Genomic DNA, 19,220 nt, shown 5'->3' with positions numbered 1-19,220 from the left:
GGAACCATGACGTGGCTCCGGTCTGGAGTGCTCGGGTCATCACAACATCATTCAAGGCTTCCACTGCCACACCTGCACCGGCGACGACGCACCGGCGGACGCGCCCTCGCCGTCCAGCTGCGGCACGTCCTGCACGAACAGGTGCAGCTCGCCGCGTCGCCGCCACAGCTCGGTGTCGAACGACGGTTCCCACGCGCCCACCGGCGCCGTGCCGAGATCGCGCACGGTCCAGCGCGGCTGGTGCAGGTCGGCGATGGTGGCCACCGAGACCTTGTTGCCGCGTTCGGCGTCGCGGAACACCAGCAGGGCGCGCTGATGGTCCACCATGATCTGCGGCCGCGAAATCGGTATCGCCTTCGTGCCGAGACCGCCCAGCGAGAACGGCGTGCGGCGGAAATCCAGATCGAGTTGCCGCCAGGCGCCGCCGTCGCGGTACAGCAGGTGGTACTGCGGCACCGTCGAGCCGGACACTCGCCAGTAGCTGGCGATCACCGGCTCGCCGTCGGCGCCCGCCGCCATCGAGGTCTGGTTGATCAGCTCGCTGTTCTGCGGGATGTGCGCGGCGTACTCGGCACTGCTCGCGGTGATCGGCAGCGCGTAGCGTTCGCCGCCGCTGTGCTCCCACGTCAGGCCGCCGTCGCGCGAGCGGGCGTAGGCCATGTCGTGGTTGCTCGCCACGTCCGGCGATTCGCGCCACACCCACGACAGGTGGATGACGCCGGCGCCATCGACGAAGGCTTGCCAGTAGGCGCTACGCTGCCCTTCCCCGTCGATCAGCTTGCTGTGCAGCCGGGTCCAGCTGGCGCTCGCCACATCGTAGCGGTTCATCACCAGGTTGCCGTGGCCGGAGCCACCGTCGCGGTACAGGAACAGCAGGCCGCCGTCCGGGCAGCGGAAGAACTCGGGATAGGTGGCCGAGTCCTCGTCCCTGCCCAGCATCTGCGTTTCCGGCCCCAGCTCCAGCGCGCCGGGCCGCGTGCCGCGTGCGTAGCGCAGGCGCTGGTTGTGCGCGTCCCACGCCAGGTGCAGGTAGCCGGCGCCGTCCATCATGATGCTGATGCTGTTGTGCGCGTCGGCCGCGTTGCCGCGATACGGCGTGCGCCGCAGCGTCCAGCGCGTGCCGCCCAGCTTGCGCTTGCCCAGCACCACGGCCGCGTCCTTGTCGTAGAAGGCGATGTACTGCGTGCCGCCGTCCGACACCAGCGAGTTCTTGCGGAACACCACGGCGTTGACCGAATTGTTGGCCCAGCCCGGCGCGACGTCGACCACGCGCGCGGGACCGGCCCACGCGGCGCAGGCCACGCAGGCCAGCAGCACTAGCAGATGCTTAGAACTTGCCACGCAATCCAACCTTGATGGTGCGGCCGTCGTACTTGGCGTAGTCCATGCGCGTCTTCTTGCCGCTGCCGTACTGGCCGCTGGCGTCCTCGAAGTAGTCGTAGGCCAGCGTGTTGGACAGGTTCATGCCGTCGATGCGCAGCTCCAGTTGCTCGTTGATCTTGTAGCTGACGTTGGCGTCCAGGTAGCCGCGTCCCGCGTGCCAGCGGATCAGGTCGTCGCCGAGGTTGCGCGGATTGTCCGAGTGCAGCGAGCGGCCCTTGTAGTTGTAGGACATGCGCAGCGCCAGCGGTCCACGCTCGTAGTAGGCGGTGGTGCTGTAGGCATACTTGGGCACCGAGTTGACCTCGATCTCCTTGCCGGCGTTGGTGATCCACTTGGCGCTGTTGAACGGATCGATATGCGTGTAGCTGGCCAGCGCGCCGAAGCCCTTGAACGGTTCCGGCAGGAAGGTGAACGCCTGCTGGTAGGCCAGCTCGTAACCCTTCAGCGTCTGCTCGCCGGCGTTGGTGTAGCTGCGCAGGGTCATCGGCAGGTTGGGATCGACGTGGCCATTGGCATCCTGGAAGATCGCGCCCAGCGCCGTGTCCGGCAAGCCCAGCGCGCCGAAGGTGGTGTTGGTGGTGTTGGCCACGGTGGCGTCGGTCAGCTTCTTCCTGAACACGGCGCCCGACAGCAGGCTGCCCGGCTGGAAGTACCACTCCAGGCTGGTGTCCAGGTTCTTCGATTGCTGCGGCTTCAGGCTGGCGTTGCCGGCGGTGGCCGAGTTGTCGAAGGGATTCGGGATGACGGTCTGCGCCGCGATGATCGACAGCGAGGCCCGGCTCACGGTCTTGCCCCACGAGGCGCGCCACATCAGGTTCTCGGTCAGGTCCAGCGCCGCGCTGAAGGCCGGCAGCACGTTGCTGTAGGTGCCCTGCTCGTGGTTGGCGGCGTAGGTGAGGCTGGCGCCCTGCTGCTTGAAGTTGTCGATGCCGGTCTCGGTGCGCGAGTAGCGCACGCCGGCGTTGAAGCGCAGCTCATGGCCGCCGACCTCGCCCTTGAAGTCGGACTGGATGAAGCCGGTCGACACCTTCTCCGTCGCGCTGAAGCTCTGCGCCGGCGTGAACGTGGCCTCGGTGTTGTAGGCCAGCGGATCGAAGGCCGAGTAGGTCGAAGAGCGGGTGAAGGTGCCCCAGGCGTGCGGCCAGCCGGCGCCCATGTCGAGGTTGTCGACCGGCAGCGAGGTGGTCATCAGCCCGCGCATGCCGGCGTTGCCCAGGCCGTTGAGCTTGGCCGTGGCGGCGGCCGTGCCGTTGCGCTTGGCGATGCCCTTGGTGGTCTCCACGTACACCACGCCGGTCTTCAGGTGGCCGGTCCAGTCGCCGGGCAGGTCGTAGTCCCAGTCGGCCACCAGCCGGCCCTGCTTGCCCTTGTCGGTCTCGCGGGTCCAGGTGGTGCCGACGCCGAAGCCCTGGTAGTTGTTCAGGTCGGTGTAGCTGGTGGTGGACGACAGCGATGGATAGACGTGGTCGCTGCCGTAGTCGATGGTGGAGTCGACGCCGAAGATCTGGCCCGACAGCGTGTCCTGGTAAGTGAGCGCGTTGCTGTTGTTGGCGCTCAGCTGGCCGGTCAGCGCCAGCTTGCTGGTGGCGGCCCAGCGGCCGTTCAAGGCGGCGTAGCCGAACTTGGTCTCGTCCTCGCTGTAGGTGACGCCGCTGCTGTACGAGGTGTTGCCGAAAGTGCCGGTCAGCAGGTTGGAATCGGGATCGATGTGCACGTTCAGCGGCACCAGGCCGTTGTGGCCGTTCTGGCCGGCCGGCGCGGCGCGGTTGGTGGTCTTGCTGTTGCGGATCAGCAGGCCCATGTACATCTCGTCGCGGTGGTTGCTCAGCTTGGAGCCCAGCACGTCCAGGCTCAGGTTCAGGTCGGCCGTCTTGTATTGCAGCGACGACACCAGGCCGTCGCGGGTGCGCTCGTTGGCCGAGCCGTAGAAGCGGTAGATGCGCGGCAGCAGTGCGTTGTCGATCTGGCTGCGGGTGTAGCCGCTCAGGTTGGCGCGCGGATCGTCATAGTCCAGCTGCATCGCGAAGTTGCCCTTGACCGGGTTCTGGCTGCCGCGCGCCGAGCTGTTGTAGCCGCCGGTGGCCTCGAAGCCGGAGCGGTTGTTGGTGCTGGCCGAATGCGAGACGCCGGCCAGGAAGCCCCAGTTTCCCCAAGTGTTGGAGTACAGCGCGAAGCCCATCGGGTCGGCGTTCTTGGACATGGTGTTGTACGCCTCGGACACGGCGTAGCGGATGGTGCGCTTGGGATTGTCGAACGGACGCGGCGTCTGCAGGTCCACCACGCCGCCCAGGCCGCCTTCGCTCAACTCGGCCAGCGGCGACTTGTAGAAATCGACCCGGCCGAACAGTTCCGACGCGAACACGTCGTAGTTGAAGCCGCGCGCCGCGCTGCCGATGGTGCTGGTGGAGGTGGTGTTGACCGGCGCGCCGTTGAGCGTGGTCACCGAGTATTCGGTCGGCAGGCCGCGGATCGAGATGCGCTGGCCCTCGGCCGAGCTCTCGTCGCGGTTGAGGATGATGCCGGGCACCCGCTGCAGCGATTCAGCGATGTTCGCCTCGGGGAACTTGCCGATGTCCTCGGCCACGATGGAATCGCGCACGCCGATCGCCTGCTGCTTCAGGTTCAAGGCTTTCTGCAGGCTGGAGCGGAAGCCGGTGACCACCACCGTGGTCGGCTCGGCGGCGGCGCCCTCTGCCGGCGCGGCCGGCGCGGCCGCCTGCTGGGCGGCGGCGTCGTTGCCGTAGGCCGCTGCCAATGCCAGCGGCAGCAGCGTGGCGAGTAATTTTTTATGCATTATTTCCCCCGTTGTTGTGTGCAACAATCTAAAGATTCACTGTGTAGTTTTTTTCACGGCGCGCCGGTGTCTCCCGAAAAGCGCGCCACGTTGCCTGATTTTTCGGCATGTGGTCACGTTACCACCCCTTAAACTCATCGTACAACTGAAATCTTCAACGGCCACAGCGGATGTGGTATCGTAACCACATGACAAAAGCCAGCAAACTTAGCGAAGTGGCGAAAATCGCCGGGGTCTCGCCGATCACCGCCTCGCGGGCGATCCGCGGCAATGGTTACGTGTCGGAAGCGGCGCGCACGCGCGTGCTGGCCGCCGCCGCGCAGCTGAACTACACGCCCGACATGCTGGCGCGCCGCATGCGCGGCGACAAAAGCAAACTGATCGGCGTATTCGTCAACCACTACGGCTCGCTGGTGCTGCACGAGATCACCAAGGCCATCAGCGACGAGGCGCGGCGCCAGGGCTACGACATCCTGCTGTACAACGCCGAGCGCTTCGACCTGCCCAGCCGCATGGAGACCTGCGCCATGCTGAGCCAGCTGTGCGCCGGCCTGGTGCTGCTGTTGCCGAACGCGGCCGACGGCTACCTCGACGTGCTCGAGCGCCAGCGCCTGCCCTGCGTGTTCGTCGGCTTCGACGCGCGCCCGGTCGAGCTGCCGGTGGTGGTGGTGGAAAACCGCCTCGGCGCCCGCACCGCCGTCGAGCACCTGCTGTCGCTGGGCCACCGCCGCATCGCCTTCATCGGCGGCACGGCCGGCACCGGCCAGGGCGCCGAGCGGCTCAAGGGCTACAACGACGCCCTGCTGGCGGCCGGCGTCACGCCCGATCCGGCGCTGGCGGTGGACGGCAACTTCTCGCAGACGGGCGGCTACGCGGCCACCGAGAAACTACTGTCGCTGGCGGCGCCGCCGACCGCCATCTTCGCCGCCAACGACGAGACCGGCTTTGGCGCGATCGACGCCATCCACAGCCGCGGCCTGAAGGTGCCGGACGATATCTCGGTGATCGGCTTCGACGATATCGCGACGTCCAGCTTTGTGCATCCGCCGCTGACCACGATGCGCCAGCCCAACGCCGAGATGGCGGTGCGCACCGTCAGCGAGCTGCTGGCGCAGATAGAGGGCGGCGAGGTGCGGGCCAAGCGCATCGGCTTCCCGATGGACCTGGTGCAACGCAGCTCCACCGGGCCGCTGCGCCGGCCGGACTGATGAACAAGGGCGGCGCCGTGGCCGGACAGCGCGCCGCCTGGGGCGTGGCCTCGGCCGGCCTGCTGGCGGTGCTGTTCTGGCTGCTGGTGGGCGACCTGGCGATCTCGATCCGCGAACGGGCCGCGCTGCCCAGCGGCCTGGAACTGCTGCGCCGCAACGGCGCCTCCGACACCACCACCTCGCTCCTGATGTCGACCGTGCCGGCGCTGCTGAGCGTGCTGCTGGTGCCGCTGCTCGGCTATCACTCGGATCGCTTGCGCAGCCGCTGGGGCCGGCGCCGGCCCTTCCTGCTGGTGGTGGCGCCGGCCGGCTGCGCCGCCATGCTGGGCCTGGCCTGCTCGCCCACGCTGGGGGCGCTGGCCGACGCCGCGCTGGGCGCCTGGTCGCCGGGCCGCCGGCCGTGCAACCTGGCCGCCTTCAGCCTGTTCTGGACCGTCTTCGAATGCGCCGGCATCAGCGCCGTGTCGCTGTTCACCGGCCTGGTCAACGATGTCGTGCCGCAGGGCTTGCTGGGGCGCTTCTACGCCGCCTTCCGCATCGTCGGGCTGGGCGTGGGCATAGGCTACAACACCTGGGTGTTCGCGCTGACCGACCTGTATCTGGGCCAGATCCTGGTGGCCATCGGCCTGGTGTTCGGCGTGGCGCTGCTGCTGGTGTGCCTGATGGTCAAGGAAGCGCCCGGCGCCGCCGCCGACGCCCCTCCCCGCCCGGCCGGCTGGCGCGCGCTGGCCGTGCCGCGCGCCCACGTGCTGGCCTGCTTCGCCCACCGCCCCTTCCTGTGGGCGGTGGCGGCCTTCATGCTGGCCAGCGTCACCTTCAGTCCGTTCAACACCTTTTACCAGTACTACGCCCACCTGTCCGGCATCCCGAAGGCGACGCTGGGTACGCTGACGGCGTACGGCTACGCGGTGTCGATCGCCTCCGCCTTCGGCATCGGCTGGCTGGTGGACCACTATGGCGCGCTGCGCGTGTCCAGCCTGATCATGGGCGCGTATGGCTGCGCCGCCGCGCTCGGCTACCTGAGCCTGGGCAACCCGGCCTGCTTCCCGTGGTTCTACCTGGCCCATGTGGTGGTGTCCGGCGCCTGGTTCACGGCGGCGGCGTCGATGCCGATGGCGCTGTTTCCCAAGGCCCGCTTCGTGCAGTACAACTCGACCAAGGACTTGATGGTCGTGCTGGGCAATATCGTGGTCAGCGGCGCGCAGGGGCCGGTGCTCGACCTGTCCGGCCACGACTACCGCCTGACCCTGCTCAGCGGCGCCGTGTTCGCGCTGCTGTGCCTGCTCTGCCTGGCGCGCCTGCGGCCGCGGCCCTAGTCGTAGCCGCCCGCCTTGCCCAGCTGGCGCCGGTCGCGCTTGGTGGGGCGGCCCTTGAAGTCCGCGCTCGGTTCGCGGAACATGCGGCGGTTCTCGGCCACGGCGGCGCGGCGCGCCACGCTGGCGTCGGTTTCCTCGTACAGGTTGCGGGCGATGGGCGCGGCGGCCCGCACGTCGGACAGGTTCATCACGTCGACCTCCCAGCGATCCGAACCGTTGTCGATGTCCAGCGTGTCGCCGATGCGCAGCGCGCGCGCCGGCTTGACCTTGTCGCCGCCCAGCTTGACCTTGCCGCTGTCGACCGCCTCGGTGGCCAGCGAGCGGGTCTTAAAGAAGCGCGCGGCCCACAACCATTTGTCCAGTCTGACACTCTCGCTCAAGCGTATTTCTCCACTGCGAAGACCCGCATCGCCATCTTGTACGCGAAAAACGCGATCTCGTAGCCGATGCGGCGGAAGCGGCCGACGTGCTTGATGTCGGCCGGGTTGATCACCACGCCCTCGGCGATGGCGGCCTCGATGTGCCGGCGCAGGTTGTGCGCGAACACCTCGTCCTTGATCACCACGTTCGCTTCCTGGTTCAAAAACAGGCTCAAGCCATCCACATTGCTTGAACCCACGGTGGCCCAGTCGTCGTCCACCACGGCCACCTTGGCGTGCAACTGGGTCTTGTGATATTCCACCACTTTGACGCCGGCCGCCAGCAGTTTCGGATAGAAGGAATGCGCGACCGCGTCCTGCAGCCAGATCTCGCCGACGCCGATCAACAGCGTGACCTCGACGCCGCGCTGGGCGGCGGCGGCCAGCGCGTGGCGGAACTTGGCGCCCGGCGCGAAATACGGATTGGCCAGCAGCACGCTCTTGCGCGCGCGCCCCAGCGCCTGCAGGTAGGCGCGCTGGATGGTGCGGCGGTTGCGGAAATTGTCGCGCACCACAAAGCCGGCCTGCACCATGTTTTGCGCCGCGATCTTGTTCACCTTGCGCATGTCGCGGAACAGGCCGATCCGCTTGATGATGCCCAGCTTGCCCAGCCGGCGCCACTGGGTCAGCGCCTCCAGGTGGATGGACGCCACCAGCGGCCCGCGCACCTGCACCGCGAAATCCCAGCGCGGCGCGGCCAGCTCGATGGAGTGGTTGTGGTCGCAGAACATGTCGTCGTTGATGTTGATGCCGCCCACGTAGGCCACCTCGCGGTCGGCCACGCAGATCTTGCGGTGGGTGCGGGTGACGCCGCGCTTGAACCACGGATTGAACACCCGGTGTTCGACGCCGGCCTCGACCAGCTGCAGGTGCATGCTGTTGACCTGGCGCCGGCCGGTGCCCCACCAGTCGGTGATCATGCGCACCTGCACGCCGCGCCGGGCCGCGTTCATCAGCGCCGCCAGCACCGCCTGGCCGGTGTCGTCGCCGGCGAAGATGTAGGTCTCGAAATACACTTCGTAGCTGGCGGCGTCGATGGCGGCTATCAGCGCCGGAAAGAAGTCGGCGCCCGTGTGGAGCAAGGTGACTTCATTATCGGCGAGGAAATTAACTGTGCGCATGGCTGGATTCTACCCTTGAGTTCCCGAATACGGCGCGAAACAAGTCTATGAAAATTTGCAAGCCCTGGGCGACAGCGCGTCGCCGCTGCGCCAAGCACTCAGGCCAGCGCCAGGCCGGCGACGATGGGCGCGTGGTCGGACAGCTTGGCCCACAGGCTGCCGTGCATCACCTCGGCCGTCTCGACCCGGAAGCCGCGCACGTAGATGCGGTCCAGCCGGAAGAACGGCAGCGCGGCCGGAAAGGTGCGGGCCGGGGTGACGCTGGCCTTGCGGCGCAGTGTGCGCACCAGCTCGTCGAGGGTGGAGTTGGAACCGATCTGGTCGAAGGCCTCGACCACGCCGAGCGCGTTGCGCAGCTCGCCGCCGAGGGTGTTGCGCCAGTCGTTGAAATCGCCGGCGATGATGACCGGCTCGCCGTCCGGCGCCGACGCCCGCACGGCCGAGATCAGCGCCTGGGTCTGGCGGCGCCGTCCCGCCTCGAACAACCCCAGGTGGACCACGTAGCAATGCACCGCGCCCTTGGGCGTGTTGAGCACGCAGTGCAGGATGCCGCGCTGCTCGTAGGCGTGGTCGGAGACGTCGTGGTTGGCCATGTTGGCGATCGGGAAGGCGCTCAGCAGCGCGTTGCCGTGGTGGCCGTGGTCGTACACCGCGTTCATGCCGTAGGCGGCGTGGGCATGGCGCGACTCGCCGGCGAAATACTCGTGCTGCGCCGCGGCCGGCCAGTGCTTGTGGCCCAGGTGTTCGGCGCCGTACTTGGCCGCGTTCAGGTCGTGCTTGCCCTGCACCTCCTGCAGGAACACCACGTCGGCGTCGAACAGGCCGATCGCCTGCTTGAGCGCCAGCACCCGCGGCTCGCTGCGGATGGCGGACACGCCCTTGTGGATGTTGTAGGTCGCGACTCGGATTTTCATCCGTCTATTCTAACCCTGAGTCCGGGATCGCGGCGTATGCTGCCGCACACAAGGCAGTCCGCTCAGGCGTAGGCCCAAGCGTGCTCTACCGTACCGGTGCCGACCAGCACCACTTCCTGCGCCCCTGCCGCGGCGGCGCCCGACAGCGAGGCCGCCGTCTGGATCACCGTCGATTCGTAGGCCAGCACATTGGTCGCCTGGGTGACGCCGTCGAGCATCGTGCGCGCGGTCGCCGAGGCCGCGTGGCCGACATAGCTGGATTGTTCGGCCGGCGTATCGAGCAGCGCCGTGAAGTTGGCGGCCACCACCAGCCGGCTGTTGACCAGCGCGGCGTCCAGCAAGCCCTGCGGCGTGGCCGTGGTTTCGGCGCCGGCCATGATGCCTAGCGCCGCGATGCCGCGCGACCAACCCGCATCCAGCGCGCCGGACCAGAAGTTCAAGCCGCCGATGGCCGGCGCGCGGCTCAGCAGGTGCGCATAAATCGCGGTGACGAAGTCCTGGTTGCTGCCGTGGTAAAGCGCGGCCGACTCGGTGCTGTTGCCGAAGCTGTCGACCAGGGCCTTGATGGTGGCGTCGGTGTTGTAGGCGCTGACGAAGGCGGAGGTCGAGGTCGGCGCGTGGGCGGCGATCAGCAGGTTGGCCACCGCGTTCAATCCGCCTGGATCGGCCGGACGGCCGAAGTAAGCCACGTAGATTTTCTGCGCCAGCGCGACATACGGAGCCCGCCCGGGATCGTCGTCCACGCTGGCCAGGTTCAGCGACATGGTGCCGTCGGCAAAGCTCAGGCGCTCGATATTGCTCAGCGTATCGCTCAGGCCCGGATCGCTGCGCGAAGTCACCGAATAGCCGGCGCCGCTGGCGGCCACCGCGTAACTGCTGAAGGCGCCCGTGTAGACCGCGGTGTCGATGCCGGCGCCGCCGTCGATGATGTTGTGGCCGCCGTTGCCCTGCAGGTGGTTGCTGCCGCTGTTGCCGATCAGCGTGTCGTCGCCGCTGCCGCCGATGGCGTTCTCGATCACCGTGCCGTAGGCGATGGCCAGGTTGTCGGTGCCGTCGTAGGTGCCCACCGGCGGATCGGTCTGCCAGTTGATGCCGGCGCCGGTGTCGGACGGGATATGGATGGACGAGAAATGCCCCTGCTGCAGGTCGATCAGCGAGCCGTTGCTGAAGTTGGCGATCGAGATGGTGTCGTTGCCGCCCGCGTCCCAGATGGTGGTCAGGAACGGCGTGGACGGGTCGAAGGTGTAGGTGTCGTTGCCGGTGTGGTAGGTGGTGTTGGCGCCGTACAGGTATTGCATCGCCGCGATATCGTCCAGCATCGGCGAGTTCGGCACCACCGTGTAGGATTTCCACGAGGCCGAATTGGCGCTCTGGGTGACGTCGACGAACAGGCTGTGCGGCGCGTCGTCGTAGGCCATCAGCGAATACTTGCGGGTGGCGCGCGCGGGATCGACCGGGAAATCTTCGAACGGATGCTTGAGGCCCAAGGCGTGGCCCAGCTCGTGGACCAGCGACATGTAGTTGTACGAACCCACCGACCAGTCACTATTGCTGAGGGCGCCGTCCGGGTCGGTGCTGATCCAGACGTCGCCGCCGGACGGGTAGTAACTGCTGGGGAAACTGGCCCAGCCCCAGGCGCCGCCGCCGGTGCTGGTGCTCTCGCTGGCCGAAGTCCAGGTCAGGCGGATATCGCCGACCGAGGTGATGGTGTCGGCCACCAGCACCGGCTTGACGTTGGCGACATTGGCCCAGGCTTGCAGGGCCGACTGCGCTGCGGCCTGCTGGGTCGCATCGAGCCCGTAGTGCTGGCTGGCATGGGGTTCGTCCAGATCGGAATAGCTGGTGCCGCCCGGCCCGCTGAAGACCGCCGAGCCGGTGGAAAACGGGAAGCTGTAGGTGACCGTGGCGCCGGTGCCGGCGCCGCCGCCCCATTTGTAGCCGCTCAACAAGGCGTCGATGGTCAATGTGCCGCTGTCGCTCACGAAGGTGGCGGGGCTGGACGTGGTGGGGCTGGTCATGCTGGTTCTCCTGGAGCTGGCCGTCAGGCGGGCCTATATCTTGATTCTATGCAGAAATAATCGCGATGAACAGGAAACCCGCAACTGAAAAGTTATGCCGTGTGGCAATGTTTCTTCAATTGTAATATAGCTTCGGCGTTGGAGGAAGAGAAGCAGCGGTCGGCCGCCTCCAGCCAGGGCAGCCAGACGTGGTTCAGGTGCTCGCGCGGGGCCAGCGTGATGGCGATGTCGCGCGGCACTTCGACGCTGAACACGTGCTCGGTGTTTTCCGTCACGCCGGGTGCGTAGCGGTGGCGCCACACCGGGTAGATGGTGTAGACGTTGGACAGCCGCCAGTCGCGCAGCACGATGTGCTGGCCGTCGGCGACGATGCCGGTTTCCTCGAACAGTTCGCGGCGCGCGGTGTCGAGCAGCGGCTCGTCGGGCGCGTCCAGCGAGCCGGTCACCGACTGCCAGTAGCCGGGCCGGTCGGCGCGCTCGATCAGCAGCACCTGCAGGTCGGCCGTGTGGATCACCACCAGCACCGACTCGGGAATCTTGTAAGGCTTCATGGTTCGGATAAAAGAAAAGGCGCCGTAGCGCCCTTTCCATTGCAAAGATTTAGCTTGCCACTTTCGGCTCGGCGGCGCGCAGACGGATGTGCAGCTCTTTCAACTGCTTCTCGTCCACTTCCGACGGCGCCTGGGTCAGCAGGCACTGGGCGCGCTGGGTTTTCGGGAAGGCGATCACGTCGCGGATCGAATCGGACTTGGTCATCAAGGTCACGATACGGTCCAGGCCGAACGCCAGGCCGCCGTGCGGCGGCGCGCCGTATTGCAGCGCGTCGAGCAGGAAGCCGAACTTCAGGCGGGCTTCGTCGGCGTCGATCTTGAGCGCGCGGAACACCTTCGACTGCACTTCCTCGCGGTGGATACGGATCGAACCGCCGCCCAGTTCCCAGCCGTTCAAGACCATGTCGTAGGCCTTGGCGATGCAAGCGCCCGGATTGGTTTCCAGCATGTCTTCGTGGCCGTCTTTCGGCGCGGTGAACGGATGGTGGGTCGCGGTCCAGCGATCCGACTCTTCGTCGTATTCGAACATCGGGAAGTCCACCACCCACAGCGGCGACCAGACGTCGTCGAACAGGCCGGCCTTCTTGCCGAATTCCGAATGGCCGATCTTGACGCGCAGCGCGCCGATCGCATCGTTGACCACCTTGGCCTTGTCGGCGCCGAAGAAGATCAGGTCGCCGTCCTCGGCGCCGGTCAGTTCCAGCACCTTGGCCAGCGCGGCGTCGTGCAGGTTCTTGACGATAGGCGATTGCAGGCCGTCGCGGCCCTTGGCCTTCTCGTTGACCTTGATGTAGGCCAGGCCACGCGCGCCGTAGATGGCGACGAACTGGGTGTAGGCGTCGATTTCCGAGCGTGGCATGTCGCCGCCCTTCGGCACGCGCAGACCCACCACACGGCCGTTAGGCATGTTGGCGGCGCCCGAGAACACCTTGAAGTCGACATCCTTCATCACCTCGGTCAGGTCGGTGAAGGCCAGCTTGACGCGCATGTCCGGCTTGTCCGAACCGTACTTGCCCATCGCTTCGGCGTAGTCCATCACCGGGAAGGGGTTGGGCAGTTCGACGTTCATGGTGTTGCGGAACACCTTGCGGATCATGTCCTCGAACAGGTCGCGGATTTCCTGTTCGGTCAGGAACGAGGTCTCGCAGTCGATCTGGGTGAATTCCGGCTGGCGGTCGGCGCGCAGGTCTTCGTCGCGGAAGCACTTGGTGATCTGGTAGTAGCGGTCGAAGTTGGCCACCATCAGCAGCTGCTTGAACAGCTGCGGCGATTGCGGCAGCGCGAAGAAGTTGCCGGCGTTGACGCGCGACGGCACCAGGTAGTCGCGCGCGCCTTCCGGGGTCGACTTGGTCAGCATCGGGGTCTCGATGTCGATGAAGCCCAGCTCGTCGAGGTACTTGCGCACTTCCATCGTGACCTTGTAGCGCAGGCGCAGGTTGTTCTGCATCTGCGGACGGCGCAGGTCCAGCACACGGTGGGTCAGGCGGGTGGTCTCGGACAGGTTGTCGTCGTCCAGCTGGAACGGCACGGCCACGGAGGCGTTCAGCACTTCCAGCTGCGAGCAGACCACTTCGATCTTGCCCGACTTCAGGTTGGCGTTGACGGTGCCGGCCAGGCGGTCCTTGACCACGCCGGTGACGCGCAGGCAGAACTCGTTACGCACGGCTTCGGCGGCCTTGAATACTTCGGCCTGCTCCGGATTGCACACGATCTGCACCAGGCCTTCGCGGTCGCGCAGGTCGATGAAGATCACGCCACCGTGGTCGCGGCGACGATGTACCCAGCCGCACAGGCTGACAGTTTGGCCGAGCAGCGCTTCAGTGGTGAGGCCGCAGTAGTGAGTACGCATTGAGGACATGTTTATTTCTCGGTTCAGGTTAGGTTACTCAGTTAATCTTTTATTTGCTGGCGGTCTCGATGGCCTTGGGCGTCTCTTCCGGCGCCACCACACCCATCGACACGATGTACTTCAGGGCCGCGTCCACGGACATGTCGAGCTCGACCACGTCCTTGCGCGCCATCATCAGGAAAAAGCCCGACGTCGGGTTCGGCGTGGTCGGGATGTAGACGCTGACATAGTCGCCCACCAGATGGTTCTTGACGTCGCCGCCGGGGGTGCCGGTGAGGAAGGCGATGGTGTAGGAGTTCTGGTGCGGATACGGGATCAGCACCGCCTTGCGGAAGGCGTTGCCGGACGACGAGAACAGCGTGTCGGACACCTGCTTGACGCTGGAATACAGCGAACTGACGACCGGAATGCGGGTCAGCAGTTTTTCCCACAGCTTGACCACGTAGTTGCCGACCAGGTTGTTGGTCAGCAGGCCGGTCACGAACACGATGAGCACCGTCAGCAGCGTGCCCAGGCCGGGAATATCGAAGCCGATCAGGGTACGCGGCTGCCAGCGCTCCGGCACGAACAGCAGGGACTGGTCCATGGTGCTGATGACCAGGTTCAGCACCCAGGCGGTAATCGCCAGGGGCACCAGGATCAGCAAGCCGGTAATGAAATATTTACGCATCGATTACTCTTGAAGTGGGTGTGGCTGCGTTGGATACGCGTTTCAGTCCGACTTCGTGCCGGTGGCCGGCGCGGCAGGCGCGGCGGCCGGCGTTTCCGTCGGTGCAGGCGTCGCCGGCCCGGTCGCGGTGCCGGTCGCCGGCGGCGTGCCGCCGCGGAAATCGGTCACGTACCAGCCCGAACCCTTCAACTGGAAGCCGGCTGCGGTCAATTGTTTCTTAAACGTTTCTTTGCCGCACGACAGGCAAACAGTCAGCTGCGGGTCGGAAATCTTCTGCAAGACATCCTTGGCAAAACCACATGCCTCGCAGCGGTAGGCGTAGATCGGCATCTATTACTCCGCAAAAATCATCAAAACCCTGAATTATAAAGCTTTTTGCCGGCAAGCTGCCTGTTTCCGATGGACAAGGACCGTCAGGCGCCGATTTCGCCCCGGCGGCGCCAGACCATCCAGCGTTCCTTGCCCGCGAACACGGGGATGGAATCGCCGACGGCCTCATCGGCCACGCACTCGAAACCGGCCTGCAGCAAGGCGTCCAGCTCGGGGCGCGTGATGCCGAACGGCGGGCCCTTGGGGGCGTCGTCGAAGAAGAAGTAGCCGGCCAGCAGCGCGCCCGGCGCCAGCAAGTCCGCCCAGCGCGCCGCCACCTGCGGCCGCATCGCGCGCGGCAGGGCGCACAGGAAGGCGCGCTCGTAGATCAGTTGCAGCGGCCGTTGCGGCTGCCAGGCGAAGAAATCGGCCTCGACCACGCGCGCCGCGTGCGGGCCGGCCGCCGCCTTGCCGGCCGCCACCGCCGCCGGCGAGAAATCGATGGCCGTCGCGTCCCAGCCGGCGTCGGCCAGGAAAGCCAGCTCGTAGGCCGCGCCGCAGCCCGGGATCAAGGTGGTCAGCGGCGCGCTGGCGGCGGCGAACGCGCGCAGCGCCTGCGGCACGCCGCCCCGGTCCCAGGGCGTGAAGCGGCGCTCGAAGCGCTCGTCCCAGAACGCCGGCGACATCGGATCGCGCTGTGTAAAGTCCACCATGGTCAGACGAAGTGATGCCAGCGCAGGTACAGCTGGTAGCCGGCCACGCCGAGGCCGAAGGCGCCGGCAAAGTAGATCACCAGGCTCAGCAGGCGGTTGGTGCGCTGCTGTTCGTGGATCAGCACCTTGATCAGCTCGGCGTTGTCGGATGGCTTCTCGCCCTGCTGCTCCAGCGCGCGGTGCAGCAGGCGCGGCAGCTGCGGCAGCACGTGGGTGTAGCGCGGCGCCTCCGCCTTCAGGCGCTGCCACATGCCCTGCCAACCGACCTGCTCAGCCATCCAGTTCTCCAGGTAGGGCTTGGCGGTCTTCCACAGGTCCAGGTCGGGATCGAGCTGGCGGCCCAGGCCTTCGATGTTGAGCAGCGTCTTTTGCAGCAGCACCAGCTGCGGCTGCACTTCGACGTTGAAGCGGCGCGAGGTCTGGAACAGGCGCAACAGGATCTGGCCGAAGGAAATGTCCTTCAGCGGGCGATCGAAGATCGGCTCGCAGCAGGCGCGCACGGCCGACTCCAGCTCGTCGACGCGGGTCTCCTTGGGCGCCCAGCCGGACTCGATGTGGGCCTCGGCCACGCGCTTGTAGTCGCGGCGGAAGAAGGCCAGGAAGTTCTGCGACAGGTAGTCCTTGTCGAAGTCGTTCAAGGTGCCGACGATGCCGAAGTCGAGCGCGATGTAGCGCCCGAAGCTCTGCGGGTCGATCGACACCAGGATGTTCCCCGGATGCATATCGGCGTGGAAGAAGCCGTCGCGGAACACCTGCGTGAAGAAGATCTCGACGCCGTCGCTGGACAGCTTTTTCAGGTCCACGCCGGCCGCCTCCAGGCGGTCGATCTGCGACACCGGGATGCCGTGCATGCGCTCCATGACGATCACGCTGTTGGAGCAGTAGTCCCAGTACATCTCCGGCACCAGCAGCAGCTTGGACTCGGCGAAGTTGCGGCGCAGCTGGCTGGCGTTGGCGGCCTCGCGCATCAGGTCCAGCTCGTCGTGCAGGTATTTGTCGAACTCGGCGACCACCTCCCTCGGCTTCAAGCGCTTGCTGTCGGCCCAGATGCGGCCTATCCACTCGGCCGCGATGTGCATCAGCGCGACGTCCTCGTCGATGGACTTCTTCATGCCGGGACGCAGCACCTTGACCGCCACCTGCTTGCCATCCTTGAGCGTGGCGAAGTGCACCTGCGCGATCGAGGCCGACGCCACCGGCGTGCGCTCGAAGCTGGCGAACAGCTGGTCGGGATGGGCGCCCAGCGACTTGCGGATCTGCGCGATGGCCAGGTCGGAATCGAACGGCGGCACGCGGTCCTGCAGGCGCGACAGTTCCTCGACCAGGTCGGCCGGGATCAGGTCGCGGCGGGTCGACAGCACCTGGCCGAACTTGACGAAGATCGGGCCCAGGTCTTCCAGCGCCATGCGCAGGCGCACGCCGCGCGGCGCCGACAGGTCGCGCCAGAAGAACACGGTGTCGATCAGCTTGGCGATGCGCGGCTTTTTCAGGCCGGAGATGGCGATCTCGTCGAGGCCGTACTGCACCGATACCCGCAGAATCTTCAGCAGGCGTAAGAATTTCAACATCATTTTTTGGAGTCCAGTTTCTGTTCCAGTTTGGCCAGGCGCTTGGCGGCGCGTTCGACGTCGTCGCGCAGGCGCACCACGTCGGCCGAGAAGGCTTCCACCGTTTGCGGGCGGATCAGCACGGGTTTTTCATCGAGCAGGAATTCGGCGACGTTCTCGGCCAGCTTCTGGTGGCCGTTGCGGATCGCCTCGAACGCGGCGCGCGCGCCGGACACCATGCGCACGGCGGCGATCGGGCCCACCACTTTTTCCAGGTCGTGCTCGGCTTCCCAGCGCAGCGACTTGCTCAGGTTGGAGATGGCGTTGGCGAATTCGGCGTCGCCCTCGATCTGCACGTAGGAAAAGGCGCGCTCGCGGTTCTGCGCGATCAGCGGCAGGTCGGACAGCTTGACGCGGATGGTGACGCGCGCCGGCTCCTCGGGCGGCGCGGCCTCGAGCATGCCGTCGGCCGTCACGCGCAGGCGCAGCACGACGGCGCCGGTGTCGATGGCGGCGATCTTGCCGGCGTGGCGCTGCAGTTCCCTGCGCGCCCACGGCTCCTGCGCCAGCAGGTGGTTGATGGCGGCGCTGGCCGGCGCCGCGGCGGAGAAATTCGGTGGTGTCATTCGTTTACCGTGAAAACAAAAACCGCAAAACAAAACCGCCCGGAAATACGGGCGGTCTTGATCTTACCAGCTTGCCGCGAATTTACGGCAATTACGCAAGTTGTTGGATCCCGGCCAGCATCCAGCCGGATGCGCCGGACACCGGCTTGGACAGGTTCCACACCTCGTTGAACGGCTCGGCCAGCGCGTCCGGCGCGGGCTTGATGGTGCCGGTGAACTTGACGCTGGCCAGGTAGTCGTGGTCGCCGGTCTCGATGCCCAGCAGCTCGGCGTCGATGGTGACGACGTCGGTGTAATCCTTCTGCGCGCCGCGCTCGCTGATCTGCATCTTCAGCTCGGCGAACACCTCGGGGGTGGTGAATTCGCGGATGTCGGCCGAATCGCCCTTGTCCCAGGCCGCCTGCAGGCGGATGAAATTGCTCTTGGCCACGCGCAGGAAGGACGGCGCGTCGAAGTCGGCCGGCACACCCCACGGCGTGTGGGCGACCGGCGCGGCGGCCTGCTGCACCGGCTCGGGCTGCAGGTGCGAGCCGATCTCCGGCGTGCCGCCCTGCGGCATCGCGTACACATTGTTGCCGCCCCGGTTGCCGCCGAACGCGGCCGGTGCTGGCTGCGCGCGGCCACGGATCAGGCGCACGATGAGGAACACCACGCCGCCCAGCAGCGCCAGCATGATCAACGAACCGAACAGGCCGCCCATGGCGCCGCCCAGGCCGAAGTGCGAGAACAAGGCGCCGATGCCCAGGCCCAGCAACGCGCCGCCCAGAATGCCCTTCCACGGGCTGGCCGGCTTGGGCGGGATCGCGGCCGGCGGCGCGGCCGGCGCCGGCGCGGGTGCGGCCTGGCGCGGCGCCTGCTGAGGCGCGGCGGCCGGCGGCATGCGGCTGACGTTTTGCGATTGACGTCCGATCGAGCGGCCGCCGCCCATCGGACGGGCGCTCGCCTCGGCCAACATCGACAGCGCGGAGACGGCCAGTACGGCGCCGATCAGGATTTTCTTGATGTACATGCTACTCCTCAGACTACAGTTTGATACCGGTGTGTAAAGCGGCCACACCTGCCGTCAGGTTGTAATAGGTGACGCGTTCCAGGCCCGCCTCCTCCATCATGGTCTTCAGCGTTTCCTGGTCCGGGTGCATGCGGATCGATTCGGCCAGGTAGCGATAGCTTTCGGCGTCGCCGGCGATCTTCTGGCCCATCCACGGCAGCACCTTGAACGAATAGATGTCGTAGGGCTTTTGCAGCGGTTCCGCCACCTTGGAGAATTCCAGCACCAGCAGCTTGCCGCCCGGCTTGAGCACGCGGCGCATTTCCGCCAGCGCCTGGTCCTTGTGGGTCATGTTGCGCAGGCCGAAGGCGACGCTGACACGGTCGAAATAATTGTCCGGGAACGGCAGCTTCTCGGCGTCGCACAACAAGGTGGGGGTCAACAGGCCGCGATTCAAGAGGCGGTCGCGGCCGACGCGCAGCATCGACTCGTTGATGTCGGTGAGCCAGACTTCGCCGGTCGGGCCGGCTTGTTTGGCGAACACCTTGGCCAGGTCGCCGGTGCCGCCGGCGATGTCCAGGCACTTGAAACCGGGACGCACGGCGGCGTTGGCAATGGTGAAGGTCTTCCACAGGCGGTGCAGGCCGGCCGACATGACGTCGTTCATGATGTCGTACTTGGCGGCGACAGAATGGAAAACCTTGGCGACTTCGCGGACCTTCTGGTCTTCCGCGACGGTTTTGTAACCGAAGTGAGTGGTATTGGTCATGATAGGCAGGCCTGTTAGTTTGCCT

17 protein-coding genes are annotated in these 19,220 nt (G+C 66.4%); 2 read left to right on the top strand and 15 right to left on the bottom strand.

Annotated elements, in window-relative coordinates; translation table 11 throughout:
- Window positions 1–51 precede the first annotated feature (51 nt).
- Both AC07WS_RS04480 and AC07WS_RS04475 read right to left on the bottom strand, forming a co-directional pair.
- Window positions 52–1,341 (bottom strand): BNR repeat-containing protein, encoded by a 1,290-nt coding sequence (locus tag AC07WS_RS04480; RefSeq protein ID WP_494727876.1) that lies wholly within the window; start codon window positions 1,339–1,341, stop codon window positions 52–54.
- Window positions 1,328–4,177, bottom strand: a complete 2,850-nt coding sequence (locus AC07WS_RS04475) for a TonB-dependent receptor (RefSeq protein ID WP_494727875.1) — start codon at window positions 4,175–4,177, stop codon at window positions 1,328–1,330. The genes AC07WS_RS04480 and AC07WS_RS04475 overlap by 14 nt, the downstream gene beginning before the upstream one ends.
- Window positions 4,178–4,365: 188 nt before the next feature.
- On the opposite strand from AC07WS_RS04475, the gene AC07WS_RS04470 reads away from it, so the two are divergent.
- The gene (locus AC07WS_RS04470; RefSeq protein ID WP_494727874.1) at window positions 4,366–5,385 is read left to right on the top strand and encodes a LacI family DNA-binding transcriptional regulator; all 1,020 of its coding nucleotides are present in this window, start codon (window positions 4,366–4,368) and stop codon (window positions 5,383–5,385) included.
- Window positions 5,385–6,701, top strand: coding sequence for an MFS transporter (locus AC07WS_RS04465; protein WP_494727873.1), 1,317 nt, complete (start codon window positions 5,385–5,387; stop codon window positions 6,699–6,701). Before AC07WS_RS04470 ends, AC07WS_RS04465 begins: the two co-directional genes overlap by 1 nt.
- On the opposite strand, the gene AC07WS_RS04460 is transcribed toward AC07WS_RS04465, so the two are convergent.
- The 13 genes from AC07WS_RS04460 to ubiE all read right to left on the bottom strand — a co-directional run bounded on the left by AC07WS_RS04460 (window position 6,698) and on the right by ubiE (window position 19,195).
- Complete coding sequence (locus tag AC07WS_RS04460) at window positions 6,698–7,081, bottom strand: RNA-binding S4 domain-containing protein (RefSeq protein ID WP_494727872.1); 384 nt, start codon at window positions 7,079–7,081, stop codon at window positions 6,698–6,700. The two genes, AC07WS_RS04465 and AC07WS_RS04460, sit on opposite strands and share 4 nt — an antisense overlap.
- On the bottom strand, window positions 7,078–8,241 hold the full coding sequence (gene clsB, locus AC07WS_RS04455; RefSeq protein ID WP_494727871.1) for a cardiolipin synthase ClsB: 1,164 nt from the start codon (window positions 8,239–8,241) through the stop codon (window positions 7,078–7,080). The genes AC07WS_RS04460 and clsB overlap by 4 nt, the downstream gene beginning before the upstream one ends.
- Before the next feature lie 98 nt (window positions 8,242–8,339).
- Entirely contained in the window at window positions 8,340–9,155 is an 816-nt protein-coding gene (locus AC07WS_RS04450; RefSeq protein ID WP_494727870.1) for an endonuclease/exonuclease/phosphatase family protein, read from the bottom strand.
- A gap of 62 nt (window positions 9,156–9,217) precedes the next feature.
- Window positions 9,218–11,173 carry a M10 family metallopeptidase C-terminal domain-containing protein gene (locus AC07WS_RS04445; protein ID WP_494727869.1) on the bottom strand — a complete coding sequence of 652 codons (1,956 nt, stop codon included), beginning with the start codon at window positions 11,171–11,173 and terminating at the stop codon, window positions 9,218–9,220.
- Window positions 11,174–11,265: 92 nt separating this feature from the next.
- Window positions 11,266–11,724 carry a dihydroneopterin triphosphate diphosphatase gene (gene nudB, locus AC07WS_RS04440; RefSeq protein ID WP_494727868.1) on the bottom strand — a complete coding sequence of 153 codons (459 nt, stop codon included), beginning with the start codon at window positions 11,722–11,724 and terminating at the stop codon, window positions 11,266–11,268.
- Window positions 11,725–11,773: 49 nt separating this feature from the next.
- Window positions 11,774–13,573, bottom strand: a complete 1,800-nt coding sequence (gene aspS, locus AC07WS_RS04435) for an aspartate--tRNA ligase (protein WP_494728048.1) — start codon at window positions 13,571–13,573, stop codon at window positions 11,774–11,776.
- 49 nt (window positions 13,574–13,622) lie between these two features.
- Window positions 13,623–14,243, bottom strand: coding sequence for a DUF502 domain-containing protein (locus tag AC07WS_RS04430; protein WP_494727867.1), 621 nt, complete (start codon window positions 14,241–14,243; stop codon window positions 13,623–13,625).
- A 42-nt stretch (window positions 14,244–14,285) separates the two neighbouring features.
- Window positions 14,286–14,573, bottom strand: coding sequence for an FmdB family zinc ribbon protein (locus tag AC07WS_RS04425; RefSeq protein ID WP_117014377.1), 288 nt, complete (start codon window positions 14,571–14,573; stop codon window positions 14,286–14,288).
- Between the two features lie 83 nt (window positions 14,574–14,656).
- Window positions 14,657–15,265, bottom strand: coding sequence for a methyltransferase domain-containing protein (locus tag AC07WS_RS04420; protein ID WP_494727866.1), 609 nt, complete (start codon window positions 15,263–15,265; stop codon window positions 14,657–14,659).
- A gap of 2 nt (window positions 15,266–15,267) precedes the next feature.
- A complete protein-coding gene (ubiB, locus tag AC07WS_RS04415; protein WP_494727865.1) occupies window positions 15,268–16,836 on the bottom strand; it encodes a ubiquinone biosynthesis regulatory protein kinase UbiB in 1,569 nt (522 codons plus the stop codon).
- The gene (locus tag AC07WS_RS04410; protein WP_494727864.1) at window positions 16,833–17,438 is read right to left on the bottom strand and encodes a ubiquinone biosynthesis accessory factor UbiJ; all 606 of its coding nucleotides are present in this window, start codon (window positions 17,436–17,438) and stop codon (window positions 16,833–16,835) included. Before AC07WS_RS04410 ends, ubiB begins: the two co-directional genes overlap by 4 nt.
- 91 nt (window positions 17,439–17,529) lie before the next feature.
- The gene (locus AC07WS_RS04405; RefSeq protein ID WP_494727863.1) at window positions 17,530–18,447 is read right to left on the bottom strand and encodes a Tim44 domain-containing protein; all 918 of its coding nucleotides are present in this window, start codon (window positions 18,445–18,447) and stop codon (window positions 17,530–17,532) included.
- A 13-nt stretch (window positions 18,448–18,460) separates the two neighbouring features.
- Window positions 18,461–19,195, bottom strand: a complete 735-nt coding sequence (ubiE, locus tag AC07WS_RS04400) for a bifunctional demethylmenaquinone methyltransferase/2-methoxy-6-polyprenyl-1,4-benzoquinol methylase UbiE (protein ID WP_494727862.1) — start codon at window positions 19,193–19,195, stop codon at window positions 18,461–18,463.
- Window positions 19,196–19,220 lie beyond the last annotated feature (25 nt).

This window comes from Duganella sp. GW821-FHT01E12, from assembly GCF_059422325.1.
This window is presented reverse-complemented; position numbering and strand designations above follow the sequence as displayed.